Origin of the sequence: Sphingomonas limnosediminicola (assembly GCF_039537965.1) — a bacterium.
In the GTDB taxonomy this organism is placed as follows: Bacteria; Pseudomonadota; Alphaproteobacteria; order Sphingomonadales; family Sphingomonadaceae; genus Sphingomicrobium; species Sphingomicrobium limnosediminicola.
The window spans coordinates 2,481,028-2,500,209 of record NZ_BAABBM010000001.1; the positions used below are offsets into that span (position 1 = coordinate 2,481,028).

The window sequence follows — 19,182 nt, forward strand, 5'->3', positions numbered from 1 at the left end:
CCATGGAGATGACCAGAGTGAATGAAGTCGGCGCAGGCGCGCGCTTTGTGAATATCGGCGAGCGCTGCAACGTCACGGGTTCCGCCCGCTTCAAGAAGTTGATCCTTGCCGGTAACTATGAGGCCGCAGTCGAAGTGGCGCGCGACCAGGTCGAGAATGGCGCGCAGATTCTCGACGTGAACATGGACGAGGCGTTGCTCGACGGCGCCGAGGCAATGAGCATCTTCCTCCGCCGTATCGCCGCCGAGCCCGACATCGCGCGCATCCCGGTGATGGTCGACAGCTCCAAGTGGAGCGTGATCGAAGCGGGGCTGAAGTGCGTGCCCGGCAAGCCGATCGTCAACTCGATCAGCATGAAGGAAGGCGAGGGGCCGTTCCTCGAACTGGCGCGCAAGTGCCGAGCCTATGGCGCGGCGGTTGTCGTCATGGCCTTCGACGAGGTCGGGCAGGCCGACACAGCCGAGCGCAAGGTCAGCATCTGCGAGCGTGCCTACAAGCTGCTCGTGGCAGACGGCACCGATCCCAGCGACATCATCTTCGACCCCAATATCTTTGCCGTCGCGACGGGCATCGACGAGCATCGCCGCTACGCGATGGATTTCATCGAAGGCGCGCGTGAAATCCGGCGGCGCTGTCCGGGCGTGCACATCAGCGGCGGTTTATCGAACCTCAGCTTCTCGTTCCGGGGCAACGAGCCGGTGCGGCGCGCGATGCACAGCGTCTTCCTTTATCACGCCATTCCGGCGGGCATGGACATGGGCATCGTCAACGCGGGCCAGCTCGACGTTTACGACGCGATCGACCCGGAGCTTCGCGATGCGTGCGAGGACGTCATTCTCGACCGTCGCGACGATGCGACCGAGCGGCTGATCGCGCTGGCCGAGAAGTATAAGGGGACCGACGAGGCGGAGGAAAAGAAGCTCGCCGAATGGCGCTCGCTGCCGGTCGGTGAGCGCCTTTCCTACGCGCTCGTGAAGGGCATCGACGCACATATCGTCGACGACACCGAGGAAGCGCGCCAGTCGTTCGACAGGCCGATCGAGGTGATTGAGGGCCCGCTGATGGACGGCATGAACGTCGTCGGCGACCTGTTCGGCTCAGGCAAGATGTTCCTTCCACAGGTCGTTAAATCCGCCCGCGTCATGAAGCGCGCGGTCGCTCACCTCATCCCCTTCATTGAGGCGGAGAAGGAGCGGACCGGCGCGACTAAGGGAAAGGGCCGCGTCGTGATGGCGACTGTGAAGGGCGACGTTCACGACATCGGCAAGAACATCGTCGGCGTCGTGCTGCAGTGTAACGGCTTCGAGGTCATCGACCTTGGCGTGATGGTGCCCTGGCAGGACATCCTCAAATCAGCGAACGACAATAATGCCGACATGATTGGCCTGTCGGGACTGATCACGCCGTCGCTCGACGAAATGGTGACCGTCGCTGGCGAAATGCAGCGGTTGGGGCTCAAGACACCGCTGCTGATCGGCGGGGCGACGACGAGCAAGGCGCATACGGCGCTGCGCATCGATCCCGCCTACGAAGGGCCGGTAATCCACGTGCTCGACGCGAGCCGGGCGGTCGGCGTTGCCTCCTCGTTGGTGTCGGACACGCAGCGCGAGCCGCTGATCGCCACCACTGCGGATGATTACGAAAAGCTGCGCAAGTCGCGTGAACGGAGTGGGCAAAGCGAGCTTTCGCCACTCTCCGATGCGCGAGCCAATGCATTTCCGTTCGACCCGAGCGGCCAGGTGCCTGCGCCGCTTCGTCCGGGCCTGCACCATTTTGGCGAATGGCCGCTGCGCGACCTTAAAACGTCTATCGACTGGACGCCCTTCTTCCGCGCGTGGGAACTGGCCGGCAATTATCCCGCGATCCTCGACGATCCGATCGTTGGCGAGAGCGCGCGAAGCCTGTTCAACGATGCGCAGGCGATGCTCGACCAGATCATCGCCGAGCGCTGGGTGACGCCGAAGGCAACGGTCGGGCTGTGGCGCTGCAAGCGTGAGGGCGACGACGTTCTCGTTCTCGCAGGCAATGATTGGACGCGTCTGCCCTTCCTGCGCCAGCAGGTGAAGAAGCGCGAAGGCCGGCCGAACATGTGTCTGGCCGACTTCATCAATCCCGATGGCGAGGACTGGATCGGCGGCTTTGCCGTCGGCATTCACGGGCTCGAACCGCATCTCGAACGGTTCAAGCAGACGATCGACGATTATGACGACATCCTGCTGAAGGCGTTGGCCGACCGGCTGGCTGAAAGCTTCGCGGAGGTGCTCCACGCCGAGGTCCGCAATCGGCTCTGGGGCTATGCGGACGAGCAGCTGTCGAATCAGCAGATGATCCGTGAGAAATACGAAGGGATCCGCCCTGCGCCGGGCTATCCGGCTTGCCCGGATCACAGCCTGAAGCCGATACTTTTCCAGATGCTCGGGGGATTTCCAGGCGAGGTTACGCTCACCGAGAATTTCGCGATGCTGCCAACGTCGGCGGTTTCCGGCTTTTATTTCGGCCATCGCGACAGCCGGTATTTCGGCGTCGCTCGGATTGGCCGCGACCAGCTCGAGGACTATGCGGGGCGGCGCGGTGTCTCGCTCGAGCAGGCCGAGCGCTGGCTGCGTCCGAACCTCGACTAGGACGTCCGTTCCGACTAGCGCAGCCGCCATGTTGCGGCGGTTCCTGATCCTCTTGGCATTGCTGCTCGTGCCCTCGACCATCGGGGCGCGAGGCATCGAGCCGCAGCTTGTCGTGGAAGGAGCGGCGCCGCCCGGCGGCGAGGTCGAGCTTGCGATCCACATGCGCCCGGCAAAGGGCTGGCACGGATATTGGCTGAACCCAGGCGACGCCGGACTGCCAATGGACGTGAAGTGGCAACTTCCCCCGGGTTTCTCGGCGGGCCCGCTGCGCTACCCGGTGCCGTCGCGGCTGACCGTCGCCGGACTTATGAACTACGTCTACGAGCGGGATTATGCCGTGCTCGTGCGGCTGAAAGTGCCGGCGGGCGCGAGCGGCGCGGTTCCGATCCGCGCCGCGGCGCACTGGCTCGCCTGCACCGACAAGATCTGCGTGCCCGAGCGGGGCGAGCTTTCGGTCGACTTGCCGGTCGGCACCGGCACGCCGAACCGCGCGCAGTTCGACGAATGGCGTCGCGCACTGCCGCGGCCCTTGGTGACGCTTGGAAAGTTCGATGCCGGCGGCGACAAATTGCGCGTCGCGATCCCGCTCCCTGCGAGCGTGGACGTCGAGCAGCCTTACCTTTTTCCTGCGACCGACAATGTGGTCGACTATGAGGCGAAGCAGGAATTTCGCCGCGTCGGCGATATTCTGGTCGCTGAACTTCAGCGCAGGCCGGGCAATCTGCGCGAATTCCAAGGCGTCCTGGCGCTCGCGGATGGGCAGGGCTTCGAAATCCGCGCTGAGCCAGGCCAAGTCCCCGCCGGCGGCAAGGCGATCAGCGGATCAGACGCGCTCGGCGCCCAAGTGATTCTCTGGGCGGTGCTCGGCGCGATTGCAGGCGGCGTCCTGCTTAACCTGATGCCGTGCGTGTTCCCGATCCTCGCCCTGAAGGCGTTGCACCTATCCCGCGCTGGCGGCGATGCGGCGGAGGCGCGTCGTGATGCGCTAGCCTATACTGCGGGGGCCATCGTGGGCACGGGTGCGTTGGGCATTGCGCTGCTGCTGATCCGCGCCGGCGGGAGCGCCGCGGGATGGGCATTCCAGCTACAGGACCCGCGGACCATCATGCTCTTGCTGCTGCTTGCGACGGCAATTACCGCAAATCTGCTTGGCCTGTTCGAACTGCCTGTGCTTGGCGGGCGCGCAAAGCCGGCGGGCGGTTTCGGCACCGGCGCGCTAGCCGCGTTCGTGGCGACGCCCTGTGCGGGCCCTTTCTTGGGCGCCGCTCTGGGAACGGCGCTGCTTTTGCCGGTGGCGGGATCTGCACTGGTGTTTGCTGCGCTAGGATTTGGTCTGGCGCTGCCCTTCCTTATCGTAGCGTTCATTCCATCGCTTCGATCCAGGCTGCCGAGACCTGGGGCATGGATGGATCGCCTCAAGCGATTCCTGGCAATCCCGATGGCCGCAAGCGCTGTCGCAGCGCTTTGGCTCCTGCAACGACTTTCTGGCAGCGAAGGGTTCGTCATCGGCCTAATCGCTGTCGTCTTGCTAATGTCGTTCCTGATTCCGGTCGGGCTTCGCCAGAAAGCCGGAGAGCGCCCGGGTCTCGTCCCGATTGCGTTGACGTTCATGGTGATCGCCATCGCGACGGGGGTAGCACCGCACCGTTCGATCTCGAGCGAGCGAAAGGTGGCAGGCGCCGACACCTGGACCGAAGCGCGTGTTGCAGCCGACTTGCAGAATCGGAGAGCTGCCTTCGTTTATTTCACGGCCGATTGGTGCCTTACGTGCAAGGCGAACGAAGCTGCCGCCATTGATCGCGCCGAGGTGCGCGACGCGTTTAAGTCGGCCGGCGTTGACGTGCTTGCTGCCGACTGGACCAACGGCGACCCGGCGATTACGCGCTTCCTCGAGAGCCGCGGGCGTGCGGGAGTGCCGCTTTACTTGTGGTACGCGCCGGGGAAGCCCGTGGAGGAACTGCCGCAGATACTTACGCCGGGAATGCTTATCTCCCGCGCTCAGCAGGTGAAGCGCTAGGCGAGTGTTGCCAGACTTTCTTGCCGCCGACCCACGTTTCGAGAACCTGCGTCGCGGCGAGGGACTGAGCATCGACAGCAGTGGGATCCCGATCGATGATGATGAAGTCGGCCCATTTGCCGGGTTCCAGCGCGCCGATCTTCTGCTCCGCGAAACCCGCATAGGCCGCGCCTCGAGTGAAGGCGTTGAGCGCCTGCGCGAAGGTCAACCGTTCCGCGGGCAGCCATCCGCCCGGCGGCTGGCCGTGCACGTCCTGGCGGCTGACGGCGGCTGATAGGCCAGGGAACGGGTTCGGCGATTCCACCGGGAAGTCCGAGCCGAACGCCAGCCGCGCGCCCGACTTAAGGACGGTCTGCCACGCGTAAGCGCCGGCCAGCCGGTTCGGTCCGAGGCGTTTCTCCGCCATGAGCCGGTCACTCGTCTGGTGCGTCGGCTGCATCGAGGCGATGATGCCCGCCGGCGCGAGGCGCGAGATGTCCGCCGGGTCGGCGATCTGGAAATGCTCGATCCGCCAGCGACGGTCGCGGCCATATTTCTGCGACAGCTTCTCGTAGGTCGCGATCGCCTGCGCATTGGCCGCATCGCCGATCGCGTGAGTCGCAATCTGGAAACCGTGCGATGCGGCGGTTTCAGCCAGCGAGGCCAATTCCGCATCCGTGTGGAATTGCAGGCCGCGTGTGTCCGGCTTGTCGGAATAAGGCTGCTTCAGCCAAGCGCCGCGCGACCCGAGCGCTCCGTCGGCGAACAGTTTAATCCCGACCGCGCGGAGGCGATCATCGTACAGCCATGCCGTCGGGGCCGGCACCGCCGCGATCGACTTCGTTCCGGAAAGATAGACCATCATCCGCACGTTCAGCGAGCCGGCATCGCCAGCACGTTTCATTGCTTCCCAGTCGCCGACCGACGTGCTCATCGAACCGACGCCGGTCACGCCGACCGACAGCAATTGCTCCTGCGCCTTGGCCAATGCTTCATCGGCCTTGGCCGGGGTGCGCGCCGGGATAGCCGTATCGATCAGTCCGCGCGCGGCATCGACGAACAGGCCGTTTTCGATCCGGCCCCCGGACGGCGCCTGTGTTTGTGGCGTGACGCCGGCCGCTTTCATGGCAGCGCTATTGGCTACGACTGCGTGACCATCGACCCGCTCTAGAACCACCGGCCGGTTCGGAACGACGGCGTCGAGGTCGGCAGCAGTCGGAAAACGCTTGTCGGGCCACAATTCCTGGTTCCAGCCGAAGCCGATTATCCACGCGTCGTTCGGATGCGCTGCAGCGAAATCCCGCAGCCGCTTCTGCAGGTCGGCGATCGAACTGGTGCCGACAAGCTGCACCGTCATCTGGGTCATGCCGAGGTCGAGCACATGGCCGTGCGCATCGATCAGGCCCGGCAGCAACGTGCGTCCGCCACCGTCCACCGTCGATGTAATGTTAGCGAGGCGTACAAGCTCGGGATGTTCAATTACCGCCTTGACCCTGCCCTCGTCGCCGATGGTCAGCGCGCGGAAATGCTGCAGCTTCCCGTCGGGTGCGACCTGGATGCCATTGACGTTGGAGATTAGCATGTCCGCCTGGGCGGAACTGGCGAGCAGCGCTGCAGCGAGCGCGATGAAGTGCTTCCTCATGCGCCGCGCTTAGCATTGTCCGCGCGCAAGTGAACCGCTAGGCCACGCGCCAATGCTTTCGCCCCCCACAATCGACGACATCCGCGCCGCTGCGACACGCATCGACGGCGCTGTCATTCGCACGCCAATGCTGGTCAGCCGGACCTTGTCCGAGATCATCGGGGCCGAGGTGTGGCTGAAGTTCGAGAACCTGCAGTTCACCGCGGCGTACAAGGAACGCGGCGCGCTCAACAAATTGCTGCAGCTGACTCCGGAAGAGCGGGCACGCGGCGTGATTGCGGCTTCGGCTGGCAATCATGCGCAGGCGGTCGCTTATCACGCCAAGCGGCTGGGAATACCGGCGATCATCGTCATGCCCTCGGCGACGCCAACGGTGAAGGTGACTCAGACCGAAGGCCATGGCGCTAAGGTCGTCCTCTACGGCGCGATGTTCGACGACGCATATTCGCGGGCGCGCGAGCTGGCGATGGAGAACGGCTACGTCTTCGTGCACCCATTCGACGACCCGCAAGTGATCGCGGGAGCGGGGACTCTCGGGCTTGAGATGCTCGCGGAGGCACCGGACCTCGACACCATCGTCGTGCCGATCGGCGGCGGCGGGTTGATGTCGGGCATCTCGATCGCGGCGCGCGCGATTAAGCCGGAGATTGAGTTGATCGGCGTCGAGGCCGAGCTGTATCCGTCGATGAAATGCGCGATCCAGGGCCTGCATCTTCCGTTGGGCGGCGACACGCTGGCGGAAGGCATTGCGGTCAAGCATCCCGGCGAGCTGACGTCGCGTATTCTCAAGGATCTCGCGAGCGACGTCATGTTGGTGCCGGAGCGCGATCTTGAGCGGGCGGTGGCCATGCTTGTGGGCATAGAGAAGACGGTCGTTGAGGGCGCCGGCGCCGCTGGGCTTGCCGCGATGCTCGCCGATCCGGCGCGCTTCGCGGGCAAGAAGGTCGCGACGATCCTGTGCGGCGGCAATATCGACACGCACTTACTCGCCAACGTTCTCGTGCGCGATCTCGTGCGCCAGGGCCGCGTTGCGCGGCTACGCGTCGCGGTGCACGACCAGCCCGGGGCGCTCGCCGCGATCACGGCCAAGGTCTACGAAGCGGGCGTCAATGTCATCGACATCAAACACAGCCGGATCTTCACCCGGCTCCCCGCGAAAGACACGATGATCGAGGTCGAGTGTGAGGCCCGCGACCCGGCTTCAATCGACGATGTCGTGGCCCGTCTGGAGGCTGCCGGCTTCGTAGTCGAGCGCGCTTTACTAGACTGATTAGGGTTACCTGCCCGATCCGGTTCTGAACCCTTTTGGGACAGCATGGACATTCCGTCGAAATTCGACGGGACCAACTCTTTCCTTCGGCGTTTACCAGCCGCATAAAGAGGTCCGTAACCATTGGGTGAGGTACACGGGTGAGCGCACCATTTCGCTTCCCTAAATTCTTCGTAACGAACCCCAGCCCGTGCCCTTATCTGCCGGGTAAGGTGGAGCGTAAGGTCTTCACCGAGCTTTCCGGCCGCCACGCCAGCGAATTGAACGAGGCGCTCGGCCGCATTGGTTTCCGCCGCAGCCAGTCCGTCGCTTACCGCCCCAGCTGCATCGAGTGCTCCGCCTGCGTCTCCGTCAGGGTCCTCGCTTCCGAGTTCGAGGCAAGCGCGACGCAACGCAAGCTTCTCCGCCGCCACGGCGACCTGGAGGTCAGCGCCTGCAAGCCGTGGACCACCGACGAACAATATAGCCTGCTTCGCCGCTACCTTGCCTCCCGCCATCCGGGCGGCGGCATGGCGGAGATGGACGAGAGTGACTTTGCCGACATGGTCGAGCAAACGCCCGTCCGCACCTACGTCATTGAATATCGCGAACCGTCGGTCGACGGACGGCCCGGCAAGCTCGTCGGCGCCTGTCTCAGCGACCAGCAGACCGACGGGTTGTCGATGATCTACAGCTTTTTCGATGTCGGTCCGGATGCGCGGAAGGGCCTCGGCACCTTCATCATCCTCGACCATATCGTCCGCGCCGCCCGCGCGGGCCTGCCCTACGTCTACCTCGGCTATTGGGTCGAAGGGTCGACGCGCATGGCATACAAGACGGGCTTCCGTCCGCTAGAGCGCCTTGGCCGCGACGGCTGGCGCCGGATGGACGAGGCAGAGATGGACACGCTGTCGACCGAGCCGATGGCGATCCCGACGCGCCGCAATCGCCACCGGTTGCTGATCGACGCCTGAGGTTCACGGTCCGCCTTATTGGGTCGCGCTCGGTTACAGGCGCTAACGAAAGAGGCGGGGCATCGCTGCCCCGCCTTTCTTCCCCTCCAGGAATATTCGCTTAAGCGACCGCGGCTTGCGGCTCGCTTTCCGTCGTCTCTTCGGAATCGCGCAGCACGTAGCCGCGGCCCCAGACGGTTTCGATGTAGTTGGCGCCGCCGCAAGCAAGGCTCAGCTTCTTGCGCAGCTTGCAGATGAACACGTCGATGATCTTGAGCTCGGGCTCGTCCATGCCGCCGTAGAGGTGGTTGAGGAACATTTCCTTGGTGAGCGTTGTGCCCTTGCGGAGCGAAAGCAGCTCCAGCATCGCATATTCCTTGCCGGTCAGGTGCACGCGGCTGCCGTCAACCTCAACTGTCTTCGCGTCGAGGTTCACTGCCAGCTTGCCGGTGCGGATGACCGACTGCGAGTGGCCCTTCGAGCGTCGAACGATGGCGTGGATGCGCGCGACCAGTTCGTCGCGGTGGAATGGCTTGGTGACATAATCATCGGCGCCGAACCCGAGGGCGCGGACCTTCGAATCCATCTCGCCGATGCCCGAAAGGATCAGGACCGGGGTCGAAACCTTCGCCGTCCGGACCTTCTTCAGCACGTCATAGCCGTGCATGTCCGGCAGGTTTAGGTCGAGCAGGATGATGTCGTAATCATAGAGCTTGGCGAGATCGAGGCCTTCTTCGCCAAGATCCGTCGTGTAGACGTTGAAGCCCTCGCTCCCGAGCATAAGCTCGATGCTCTTGGCAGTTGTCGGCTCGTCTTCGATCAGCAGCACACGCATTGCTGGTCCCCCATATCGCCCTAGAGCTTACCCGCCCTTAAGAGCCTTGAAGCATCCATTAACCATTCGAGGTCTGAAGGGAAAAGGTTAATATTGTGTAACGCCATGGATTCCTTGGATTCGTTGCACGGGAGTCACAATTCGTTCTCGTCGGTCAGATGCGCGACCGGGTTTGCGCGCCGCGCGCCGACGTGCCACCGGGCGGAGCTATGCTGTCCGACCGGATTCTGTTCATCGACGCTGAAGCGCTGGTGCTCGACAAGCCGGCCGGTCTGCCGGTCGATGCGCCGCGCCGCGGCGGGGAGTCGATTGCGTCACGGATTGCAGAGTTGAGCTGCGGCTTTCAGCGGCCGCCCACCGCAATGCACCGGCTCGACACCGACACTAGTGGCTGTCTGCTGTTCGCGCGCACGGCCAAGGCGCGCGCGATGCTCCAGCAGGCGTTCGAGACGCGCGAAGTGCAAAAATATTATATTGCCGTCGTCGCCGGTGAGCTTGCCGAAGAGGAAGGCGTGATCGACCTGCCGCTATCGAAGAAGTCGAGCGCTGAAGCCGGTTGGCGGATGGTCGGCGATCCCGGGGGCCAGGAAGCCGTGACAAACTGGCGCCGCGTGGCGGTTCACGATGGCTCTACCTTGGTCGAGTTCAGGCCGGTAACGGGACGCACCCACCAAATCCGCGCGCACGCACGTGAGGCATTCGGCAAGGGCATCGTCGGCGACCGTGTCTACGGCATGCCCGGCGGTCCGATGCTCCTTCATGCTTCGCGTCTGGTCGTGCCGCGCGAGCGCAAGCCGATGATCGACGTGATCGCACCGCTGCCCGACTATTTCGGCGAGTGGGCGAATGCGGGCTGAGGACGTCGTTCTGCCCGAGGACGCGCTGAGCGAGACCTTTCTCGCGGCGACGGGCCCCGGCGGCCAGAACGTCAACAAGGTCGCCACGGCGGTCCAGCTACGCGTCGACCTGTTCCGGCTCGGCCTTCATCCCGATGTCTACGAAAGGCTGAAGCGCATTGCCGGAAGCCGCGTCACGGGAGCCGGCGAGTTGCTGATTACCGCGCGGCGTTTTCGTACCCAAGATGCGAACCGCACCGATGCGCGGCAAAGGCTGGCGGAAATGATCGCCGCCGCCCATATCGCGCCGCGCAAGCGCAAGCCGACGCGGCCGACCCGAGCTGCCAAGGCGCAGCGCGTCGACAACAAGCGCCAGCGAAGCGCGGTGAAGCAGAGCCGCGGGAAGGTGACGTTCGAATGACCTACGACTTCAAGATCGAAGCAGCCGACCCGGCAACGATGTACGACGACCTCGCATCTGCACTGCAGGGCATGGTCGCCGGCGAGCCGGACGCGATCGCCAATATGGCCAATGCCGCCGCGCTGATTTTTGAGACGCTACCCGATGTGAACTGGGTTGGCTTCTATCGGAATGTGGGTGGCGAGCTGGTTGTCGGCCCGTTCCAAGGGCGCCCGGCCTGCATTCGGATCCCGTTCGGCACCGGTGTATGTGGTGCAGCGGCTGCTACGCGGCAGGTGCAGCGGGTCGAGGACGTCCATGCGTTTCCGGGCCATATCGCTTGCGACTCCGCGTCAAACAGCGAGATAGTCGTTCCCCTTTTGCGGGGTGGCGAGTTGCTTGGCGTGCTCGATATCGACAGCCCGAAGGCGTCGCGATTCGATGAGCAGGACGAAAAAGGTATTGTCAGGCTCGCCGCAATTCTGTCGGCAATTCTTTGATGGATACCCCTGGCAAAAAAGAACGCGCCAGTTGCGGGATTTTGACTTCTCGTTAATTGTGCCTGCTTAACGGGGGTCAGTATGAAACGAGTTGCGTACATTGCGGCCATTGCCGCCTCGCTTATCGCGTCACCAGCAATTTGCAGCGAACCGCCGGCCTCAGCGAATATGCTGACGCAAGGCATGGTTCAGATGACGCTCAAGGTTGGGGCTACGACCCAATACCAGGTCCTCGAAACCTTCGGCGGTCCGAACGTTTCAACCTTGGACGGCGAAGGAAATGAAGTCTGGGTCTACGATCGGTTTGCCACAGTCAGCTACGACAAGAGCTCCGGCTTTTCGATTGGCATGCTCGTCGGAGCCGGCGGCGGCGACGTGGCTGGCGGGGCCGGGCTGGGTTTCGGAACTCGAAAATCGAGGAGCGAGCAGAGCAGCCGGTCGATGACTCTGATCATCAAATTCGGACCGGACAAGCGAGTTGTAGATTTCAAGTCTCGTAGCAGTTCTTTCTAGGGGGTTCGTATGCGTAAGATCGTCGCTGTAACGTTGGCGCTGTCCATGATTTCTGGCTCGGCAGCCGTCGCGCGTAAGAAGCCTGAGATGAGTGCGCTTGAACTGCAACAGATGCAGGCTCGTGACTACGAAGCGCCTAAGTCGGTGACGTTTCCTGCAGCAATGACGATTCTTCAGGATTCCGGATATCGGATTACTACGGCCGACAAGGATACTGGCCTGATCACCGGAAGTGCTTCCACGAACTCGCATACCACCTGGGTGCCGTTCGTTGGATTTGGACGCTCAAAGAAGACGCCAGTCGTTTCCGTCTTCGTAGAAGATCGCGGCGCCGGATCGCGGGTGCGCCTAAACTTCGTTCTCACGAAGGCGAAGAGCATGATGTACGGCATGTCCTCCTCTGACGAGGAGCCCATCACAGACGCAGCCGTCTATCAAAGCGCATTTGAAAGGCTCGAGAAGGAAATATTCGTTCGCCAGGCCATGGCAGGACCCGCGCACGTTACGGCGGCAACGTCGCAAGTGCCGACCGCAAGCACGACCCCGATCCCGGCTTCGGCAGACACATCGCAACAGCAAGGTCCACTATCGCCGGCGACACCGAAATAGATGTTCTCCTAGGCGCAAACGGCTGACCTAGCTCAGCTGTTCGAGCCGCTCGTCGCTTAGCGATCCCGGAATTAACATTACCGGGCAGGGCAGGCGCCCCGCATCATTGCCGCAAAAGTTCGCAACCAAAGGTCCGGGATTGCCGCTGGGCGCCGCTCCAAGGACTAACGCCGCAACTTCGGCGCGGTCGCCGATATAGTCGCGAACGGTTTTCACCGGCTCGCCCTGCTGTACGATGATGTTCGCCTCGATCCCGGATTCGTCGAGGATTTCGCCGATTGCGGAGCTGACGACGCCCTCGATGCGAAGTTTCTGCTCTTCCTCGATCGCCGCCTGAACGCCGCCGAACTGTACGAAATCCTGAGGCTCGACGATTCCCAGCACTTCGATCGCGCCATTGGTCTTGGCCGCGCGCCGGGCCGCGAAACGGAGCGCAACGCGCGCTTCGTCGCTGTCGTCGACTACGACGAGATAAGTGCGTTTGGGCTGCATTTCCCCCATGCGTGGACTGTGCTGCGGCAATGCGCGATGAAGTGCAAGTCATCGACTAGGGTTTCGGCGCAGGCTTGACCGCGCCCGCCGCATTGGCTTTGAGCCGCCCAAGCCTTTCAGGACGCAAGCACATGCCCATCGAACTCAAGATGCCCGCGCTTTCCCCCACCATGGAGGAGGGCACGCTTGCCAAGTGGCTGGTGAAGGAAGGCGACGACGTGAAGTCGGGCGACATCCTTGCAGAGATCGAGACCGACAAGGCGACGATGGAGTTCGAGGCCGTCGACGAAGGCAAGATCGCCAAAATCCTCGTTCCGGAAGGGACGGATGGCGTGAAGGTCGGTGCGCCGATCGCGATCCTTGCGGGCGAAGGCGAAGATGCATCGTCCGCTGCCAGCGCTGCGCCGAAACCCGACACATCGGCGCCACCCGCTCCAACGGCTGCACCTGAACCCAAGGCCGACGCGACTCCGAAGGCGCCGCCTGCTCAGGCACCCGTTGAGACGCCGCCGGCACCGAGCGCTCCGGCGACTGCGCAGACCGGCGACCGGCTGAAGGCCTCCCCGCTCGCGCGCCGGCTGGCGCAGGCACAGAATATCGATCTTTCGTCATTGCAGGGTAGCGGGCCGGGCGGGCGCATCGTCCGCGCGGACATCGACGCGGCGGTCGGCAAAGCTCCCGCGGTGGCCCCGGCGGGCGCCCCTTCGGCGGCTCCGGCCGCGGTGGCGGCACCTGGCGGTCATGCGGTCCTCCCGGGGCCGATCGAGCAGGCGATTCCGCACGAAGCGATCAAGCTGTCGAACATTCGCAAGACGATCGCGCGGCGCCTAACGGAATCGAAACAGCAGATCCCGCACATTTACCTCACCGTCGACATTCAGCTCGACGCGCTCCTCAAGCTTCGCGGCGAACTCAATGCGGGCCTTGAGAGCCGGGGCGTGAAGCTCAGCGTCAACGATCTTCTCATCAAGGCGCTCGCCCAGTCGCTGATCGAGGTGCCGGAATGCAATGTGAGCTTCGCTGGCGATCAGTTGCTCAAATACAGCCGGGCTGACGTCTCCGTTGCCGTGTCGATCCCTGCCGGCCTGATCACGCCCATCATTGTCGGCGCCAACACCAAGAGCGTGTCGGCCATTTCTTCGGAAATGAAGGACCTTGCCGCTCGCGCCCGCGACGGCAAGTTGCAGCCGCAGGAATATCAGGGCGGCACCGCGAGCCTGTCGAACATGGGCATGTACGGCATCAAACAGTTCGAAGCGGTCATCAACCCGCCGCAGGGGATGATCATGGCCATCGGCGCGGGCGAGAAGCGACCCTGTGTCGTCAACGACAGCCTGCAGATCGCGACTGTGATGTCGGCGACAGGCAGCTTCGACCATCGCGCGATCGACGGAGCCGACGGCGCCAAAATGATGCAGGCATTCAAGCGTCTGGTCGAGAACCCGATCGGGATGCTCGCCTGAGATGAAATGGATCACGGCCCTACTGCTTGGCGCGATCCTGGCCGTCGTGCTGCCGACGGGCATGAACGGCGGCGAGGGCGTGTGGACGGACAGCTGGGCGGGCTGGGGCACCATTCAGCCGGACAAGGGGTCGCCCGGACTGCTGTTCTCGATTCCATTGTGGCTCGGCGCGGCGTTCGCGCTTCGCATGGCGTTCAACTGGCACAGCCGCTGATCTGGTGAGCCTCGCCGACCGCATTCCCGTAATCCGCGTGACCGCAATGCCGGCCGATACCAATCCGTACGGCGGCGTGTTTGGCGGATGGCTGATGGGCCAGATGGGCCTTGCCTGCGGGTCATTCGTGTCTCGTCGGACGCGCGGCAAGGCGTTGCTGGTGGCGGCGGACGCCATCAAGTTCCCGGGCTCGATGGCGGTCGGCGATGAGCTCAGCGTCTTTGTCGACCTGCTGAAGCAGGGCCGCACGTCGCTGCGTTTGAAGGCCGAGGCAATCGCGCGGGAGCGGGACGGCGAAACGGAAAAGATCGTGGCTGAAGGCGAGTTCACCTTCGTCGCGCTCGACGAACAAGGAAAGCCGCGGGCGTTCGCGGAAGAGAGTGAAAGCAATGGCTGACAATTACGACGTCATCGTTCTTGGGTCGGGACCTGGCGGTTATGTCGCCGCGATCCGCGCGGCGCAGCTGGGGTTGAAGACCGCGATCGTTGAACGTGAAAACCTCGGCGGCATTTGCCTCAACTGGGGCTGCATCCCGACCAAGGCACTGCTGCGCACGGCCGAAGTCTTCCACTACATGCAGCACGCCGACGCTTATGGACTCAGCAATGAGAAGCCGTCTTTCGACCTTGCCAAGGTCGTCGCGCGCAGTCGCGCGGTGGCGAAGCAGCTCAATCAGGGCGTCACGCACTTGATGAAGAAGAACAAGATCACGGTGGTGATGGGCGAGGGCAAGCTGACCGGGAAAGGCAAGCTCAGCGTCGCCGGCGCGGACGGCAAGGCGACGGAACTGGCCGCCAAGCATATCATCGTCGCGACCGGCGCGCGGGCGCGCGACCTGCCGTTCGCCAAGGCCGACGGAAAGAAGATCTGGACCTATCGCCACGCGATGACGCCGGCCGAAATGCCGACCGAGCTCCTCGTCATCGGTTCCGGCGCGATTGGGATCGAATTCGCGAGCTTTTATGCCGACCTCGGCGCCAAGGTTACCGTCGTCGAAATGCTCGACCGCGTGGTTCCGGTCGAGGATGCGGAGGTCAGTGCGCAGCTCGCCAAGAGCTTGCAGAAACAGGGACTGACGATCCTTACTGGCGCCGGGGTAGAAAGCCTGACCGCTGACACGAAAGGCGTCGCGGCGAAGATAAAGACCAGCGACGGCAAAACGGCTGAGCAGCGGTTCAGCCATTGCATCGTCGCCGTCGGGATCGTGCCAAACACCGAGAATATTGGCCTCGAGGCGCTCGGCGTGAAAACCACCAAGGGTCACATCGACACCGACCCGATGTGCCGCACCAACGTGCCGGGCGTCTGGGCGATCGGCGACGTGACCGCGCCGCCCTGGCTTGCGCACAAGGCGAGTCATGAGGGCGTGACTGCCGCCGAAGCGATCGCGCAGGAGCTTGGCAATAAGGACGTCCACCCGCACGCGACCGACCCGAAGAATATCCCGGGCTGCACTTATTGCCGCCCGCAGGTGGCGAGCGTCGGCCTCACCGAGGCCAAGGCCAAGGAAGCCGGTTACGAGGTGAAGGTCGGCAAGTTTCCCGCCATCGGCAATGGCAAGGCCATCGCGCTCGGCGAAGTCGAGGGTTTCGTGAAGACGGTGTTCGACGCCAAGACCGGCGAGCTACTTGGCGCGCACATGATCGGCGCCGAGGTCACTGAGCTGATCCAGGGCTATACCGTCGGAAAGACGGCGGAGTTGGTGGAGACAGACTTCATCCAGACGGTCTTCCCGCACCCGACACTTTCGGAGATGATGCACGAGAGCGTACTCGCCGCGTTCGGGCGCGTGATCCACATTTGATCGGGGGCATACGGGGAATGATGCGCCAACTCATCGCTGCTGCGGCGGCGCTTTCTTTCACCTTGCCTGCCGGTGCCGTCACGGTAGTGACTGCCGACCGCATGCTTGATGTGCGGACCGGGCAATATGTCCCGAACCCGGCGATCGTCATTGGAGACGACGGCAAGATTCAGCAGGTTGGCAAGCTGGCCTCGATTCAGGTGCCGGCGGGAACGAAGCAATATGATTTGCCGGGCGAGACCCTGCTCCCCGGGCTGATCGACATGCACGTCCACCTGACCTCGCTTGCCGAAATCGGGGGTTATCAGGGGCTGAAATACACCGACAACTTTTGGACGGCGGTCGGCGTCGCCAATGCCGTGAAGACGCTCAACGCGGGCTTCACGACCGTGCGCAATGTCGGCTCGTCCAACTTTGACGACGTCGCGCTTGAGCAGGCGATCGATGGCGGCTGGATTCAGGGCCCACGGATCGTACCGGCAACCTACGCTATTGGCGCGACCGGGGGCCACTGCGACGACAATGGCCTCCCCCCTTCCTATGACAAGAAGGGCCCGTCGGTCGTCAATGGGCCGGATGAAGCCCGCTCGAAAGTGCGCTGGCTGCGGAAATATGGTGCGCAGGTCATCAAGATTTGCGCGACGGGCGGCGTCTTTTCGCTCGGCGACGAAGTCGGTGCGCAGCAGCTCAGCACCGAAGAGATGAAGGCCATCGCCGACGAGGCGCACATGCTGCACATGAAGGTCGCCGCGCATGCCCATGGCGACGAGGGGATTCATGATGCGATCCTCGCAGGCATCGACACGATCGAGCATGCGAGCCTCGCCAGCGACGCCACGATCCAGCTCGCTAAGCAGCACGGCACCTGGTTCGACATGGATATCTATAACGATGACTACATCCTCGCGACTGGCACCGCGAACGGAACGGAGCAAGAGAGCCTCGACAAGGAGAAGGCGATCGGCCTGAAGCAGCGCCAGACATTCCAGCGCGCGACGCGGGCCGGCGTGAAGATGCTCTTCGGCACCGACGCGGGCGTCTATCCGCATGGCGACAATGCCAAGCAGTTTGCGAAGATGGTGCAATGGGGCATGACGCCGATCCAGGCGATCCGGGCTGCGACCTTGAGCGCGTCCGAGGCGTTGGCGCGCAATGACGTCGGAATTATTGAGCCCGGCCGCTACGGCGACCTCATCGCGGTACGCGGCGATCCGCTGCGCGACGTCACCGCGCTCGAACATGTCGATATCGTCATCAAGGCCGGCAGGGTCGTGAAAGGCCAGGCGATCACCAAATGAGTGCGCCGACCGCCAGTACGCGAACGCTCGTTGTCGCGCTGGTCGCGAACCTCGGCATTGCGGCAGCGAAATTCGTAGCGGCGGCGATCACCGGCTCGTCAGCGATGCTCACGGAGGGCGTGCACAGCGTCGTCGATTCCACCAATCAGCTGCTGCTGATGTGGGGGCGAAGGCAGTCGCGAAAGCCGGCCGATAAGCTTCACCCCTTCGGCTACGGGCGCGAACTCTATTTCTGGAGCTTTGTCGTCGCGGTGCTGGTCTTCTCGCTGGGTGCCGGCGTGTCGGTGTACGAAGGCATCATTCACATCCAGCATCCGGAAAAGGCGGTGTCGCCTTACATCGCTTACGCTGTGTTGGTCGTCGCCTTCCTGCTGGAAGGTTGGTCTACGCTGGAGGCGTTTCAGGAATTCAAGGCCGCGAAGGGCGACCTCAGCTGGTTTCAGGCCGTTCGCCACTCGAAGGACCCGCCGTCCTTCATCGTGCTTCTGGAGAACGGGGCAGCAATGGCCGGCATCATCGCGGCGGCGATCGGGCTTATGCTGTCACAGGTGACGGGAAACCCGATGTACGACGGCGCCGCCTCCATCGTCATTGGCATTATTCTCGGCCTGACGGCGATGCTTCTCGCCCACGAATCCAAGGGCTTGCTGATCGGCGAGGCCGCCGACCCGGTACTGGTCAGCTCGATCCGCGAGCTTGCGCACCAGCAGCCCGGGGTGGTGGGCGTCGGCTTCATACTCACCGTCCATTCGGCGCCAGATCAGATCACGGTCATGATGAATGTCGACTTCGATAATTCCATGCTCGCGGGGCAGGTGGAGCATATCGTTTGCCACATTGAGCGACATGCGCGCGAGCGTTGGCCGCAGGTAAAGCGCCTGTTCGTCCGTCCGATGCAGGGCGCGGCGCGGCAGCTGGAGCAGGGCAGCACGGCCTTTGAGCCATGTTGAACTTCGCCGGCGCCGACGCATTTCAGAGGCATGGCAGCGCTCGACAAGGACAAGGTTCGCAAGGACTTCGATGACGCGGTGAACATGGGCCCCGCCGAGATCGAAAGATGGCTCAAAACCGAGGAAAGCCTCGCGGTCGGCTACAAAGGCGAGGACGGGTCGGCGCGCGAGAGCGTCGGGCACGCGAGTGGGCGCAAGATCGTTCGCATCCTCCGCAAGAATACGGATGACCTAACGACGGACGATTATGCGCATATGCGCAAGGTGGTCGGCTATGTACGCCGCCATTCAGCGCAAAGGCCGCACAACATCGCGACGTCGCGCTGGCGGTACAGCCTGATGAACTGGGGTCACGACCCCTTAAAGGAGGATTGAGCCGTGAAGGGCTATTGCGACAATATCGAGAAGCTGACCGTGGCGAACGACGATTTTCGCCACGTTCTCTACACCGGCCATAACCTGCAACTCGTCCTCATGACGCTGAAGCCGGGCGAGGAGATCGGCGAGGAGGTCCACGAGGATCGCGACCAGTTCTTTCGCTTTGAGCAAGGCACCGGCGTGGTGGTGATCGACGGCGCCGAAAATCGCGTCGAAGAGGATTTCGGCGTGATCGTGCCGGCTGGGGCGAGGCACAATGTCCGGAATATCGGCGACGAGCCGCTGCGGCTCTATACGATCTACGGTCCGCCCGAGCATCTCGACGGCCTCGTCAAGAAAACCAAGGCCGAAGCAGAAGCCGCGCATGAAGAGTGGGACGGCAAAACCACCGAATAGTTGAAAAGGGCGCTGGGGCGCTGCACGCTCCG

General features: G+C 63.3%; 20 protein-coding genes. 17 read left to right on the plus strand and 3 right to left on the minus strand.

The features are described from left to right. Positions 1 to 8 precede the first annotated feature (8 nt). Entirely contained in the window at positions 9 to 2,621 is a 2,613-nt protein-coding gene (gene metH, locus ABD704_RS12685; RefSeq protein ID WP_344700063.1) for a methionine synthase, read from the plus strand. Positions 2,622 to 2,649: 28 nt separating this feature from the next. Further along, positions 2,650 to 4,638, plus strand: coding sequence for a protein-disulfide reductase DsbD family protein (locus ABD704_RS12690; RefSeq protein WP_344700064.1), 1,989 nt, complete (start codon positions 2,650 to 2,652; stop codon positions 4,636 to 4,638). On the opposite strand, the gene ABD704_RS12695 is transcribed toward ABD704_RS12690, so the two are convergent. Beyond that, positions 4,607 to 6,259 (minus strand): amidohydrolase, encoded by a 1,653-nt coding sequence (locus ABD704_RS12695; protein ID WP_344700065.1) that lies wholly within the window; start codon positions 6,257 to 6,259, stop codon positions 4,607 to 4,609. The two genes, ABD704_RS12690 and ABD704_RS12695, sit on opposite strands and share 32 nt — an antisense overlap. 52 nt (positions 6,260 to 6,311) lie before the next feature. On the opposite strand from ABD704_RS12695, the gene ABD704_RS12700 reads away from it, so the two are divergent. Next, positions 6,312 to 7,529, plus strand: a complete 1,218-nt coding sequence (locus ABD704_RS12700) for a threonine ammonia-lyase (protein WP_344700066.1) — start codon at positions 6,312 to 6,314, stop codon at positions 7,527 to 7,529. A gap of 140 nt (positions 7,530 to 7,669) precedes the next feature. Then, positions 7,670 to 8,482 carry an arginyltransferase gene (locus ABD704_RS12705; protein ID WP_344700067.1) on the plus strand — a complete coding sequence of 271 codons (813 nt, stop codon included), beginning with the start codon at positions 7,670 to 7,672 and terminating at the stop codon, positions 8,480 to 8,482. Between the two features lie 100 nt (positions 8,483 to 8,582). Here the strand turns inward: ABD704_RS12705 and ctrA are convergent, their stop codons facing one another. Next, positions 8,583 to 9,296: a response regulator transcription factor CtrA gene (ctrA, locus tag ABD704_RS12710; protein ID WP_344700068.1), complete on the minus strand. Its 714-nt coding sequence runs from the start codon at positions 9,294 to 9,296 to the stop codon at positions 8,583 to 8,585. A gap of 158 nt (positions 9,297 to 9,454) precedes the next feature. Here ctrA and ABD704_RS12715 point away from each other — a divergent pair, with 158 nt between their 5' ends. The 5 genes from ABD704_RS12715 (at position 9,455) to ABD704_RS12735 (ending at position 12,154) form a co-directional block, all read left to right on the plus strand. Next, the gene (locus ABD704_RS12715) at positions 9,455 to 10,153 is read left to right on the plus strand and encodes an RluA family pseudouridine synthase (RefSeq protein ID WP_344700069.1); all 699 of its coding nucleotides are present in this window, start codon (positions 9,455 to 9,457) and stop codon (positions 10,151 to 10,153) included. Beyond that, entirely contained in the window at positions 10,143 to 10,553 is a 411-nt protein-coding gene (gene arfB, locus ABD704_RS12720) for an alternative ribosome rescue aminoacyl-tRNA hydrolase ArfB (protein WP_344700070.1), read from the plus strand. The genes ABD704_RS12715 and arfB overlap by 11 nt, the downstream gene beginning before the upstream one ends. Next, entirely contained in the window at positions 10,550 to 11,032 is a 483-nt protein-coding gene (locus ABD704_RS12725) for a GAF domain-containing protein (RefSeq protein WP_344700071.1), read from the plus strand. Before arfB ends, ABD704_RS12725 begins: the two co-directional genes overlap by 4 nt. A 192-nt stretch (positions 11,033 to 11,224) precedes the next feature. Beyond that, positions 11,225 to 11,545: a hypothetical protein gene (locus ABD704_RS12730; RefSeq protein ID WP_344700072.1), complete on the plus strand. Its 321-nt coding sequence runs from the start codon at positions 11,225 to 11,227 to the stop codon at positions 11,543 to 11,545. 9 nt (positions 11,546 to 11,554) lie between these two features. Then, positions 11,555 to 12,154, plus strand: a complete 600-nt coding sequence (locus ABD704_RS12735) for a hypothetical protein (protein ID WP_344700073.1) — start codon at positions 11,555 to 11,557, stop codon at positions 12,152 to 12,154. Positions 12,155 to 12,181: 27 nt separating this feature from the next. Here ABD704_RS12735 and ABD704_RS12740 read toward each other — a convergent pair whose 3' ends face one another. Further along, positions 12,182 to 12,646, minus strand: coding sequence for a universal stress protein (locus ABD704_RS12740; RefSeq protein ID WP_344700074.1), 465 nt, complete (start codon positions 12,644 to 12,646; stop codon positions 12,182 to 12,184). Between the two features lie 131 nt (positions 12,647 to 12,777). On the opposite strand from ABD704_RS12740, the gene ABD704_RS12745 reads away from it, so the two are divergent. From ABD704_RS12745 to ABD704_RS12780, 8 genes are read left to right on the plus strand one after another with little or no spacing between them, the layout of a single operon-like run. After that, positions 12,778 to 14,109, plus strand: coding sequence for a pyruvate dehydrogenase complex dihydrolipoamide acetyltransferase (locus ABD704_RS12745; RefSeq protein WP_344700075.1), 1,332 nt, complete (start codon positions 12,778 to 12,780; stop codon positions 14,107 to 14,109). Between the two features lies 1 nt (position 14,110). After that, entirely contained in the window at positions 14,111 to 14,323 is a 213-nt protein-coding gene (locus ABD704_RS12750; protein ID WP_344700076.1) for a hypothetical protein, read from the plus strand. 4 nt (positions 14,324 to 14,327) lie between these two features. Next, the gene (locus ABD704_RS12755) at positions 14,328 to 14,720 is read left to right on the plus strand and encodes an acyl-CoA thioesterase (RefSeq protein ID WP_344700077.1); all 393 of its coding nucleotides are present in this window, start codon (positions 14,328 to 14,330) and stop codon (positions 14,718 to 14,720) included. Next, complete coding sequence (lpdA, locus tag ABD704_RS12760; protein WP_344700078.1) at positions 14,713 to 16,128, plus strand: dihydrolipoyl dehydrogenase; 1,416 nt, start codon at positions 14,713 to 14,715, stop codon at positions 16,126 to 16,128. Before ABD704_RS12755 ends, lpdA begins: the two co-directional genes overlap by 8 nt. Positions 16,129 to 16,148: 20 nt before the next feature. After that, complete coding sequence (locus ABD704_RS12765) at positions 16,149 to 17,426, plus strand: Xaa-Pro dipeptidase (RefSeq protein ID WP_344700547.1); 1,278 nt, start codon at positions 16,149 to 16,151, stop codon at positions 17,424 to 17,426. Then, complete coding sequence (locus ABD704_RS12770; protein WP_344700079.1) at positions 17,423 to 18,376, plus strand: cation diffusion facilitator family transporter; 954 nt, start codon at positions 17,423 to 17,425, stop codon at positions 18,374 to 18,376. The genes ABD704_RS12765 and ABD704_RS12770 overlap by 4 nt, the downstream gene beginning before the upstream one ends. Before the next feature lie 30 nt (positions 18,377 to 18,406). Continuing rightward, the gene (locus ABD704_RS12775) at positions 18,407 to 18,751 is read left to right on the plus strand and encodes a DUF3140 domain-containing protein (protein ID WP_344700080.1); all 345 of its coding nucleotides are present in this window, start codon (positions 18,407 to 18,409) and stop codon (positions 18,749 to 18,751) included. Between the two features lie 3 nt (positions 18,752 to 18,754). Beyond that, positions 18,755 to 19,150 carry a cupin domain-containing protein gene (locus ABD704_RS12780; RefSeq protein WP_344700081.1) on the plus strand — a complete coding sequence of 132 codons (396 nt, stop codon included), beginning with the start codon at positions 18,755 to 18,757 and terminating at the stop codon, positions 19,148 to 19,150. Positions 19,151 to 19,182 lie beyond the last annotated feature (32 nt).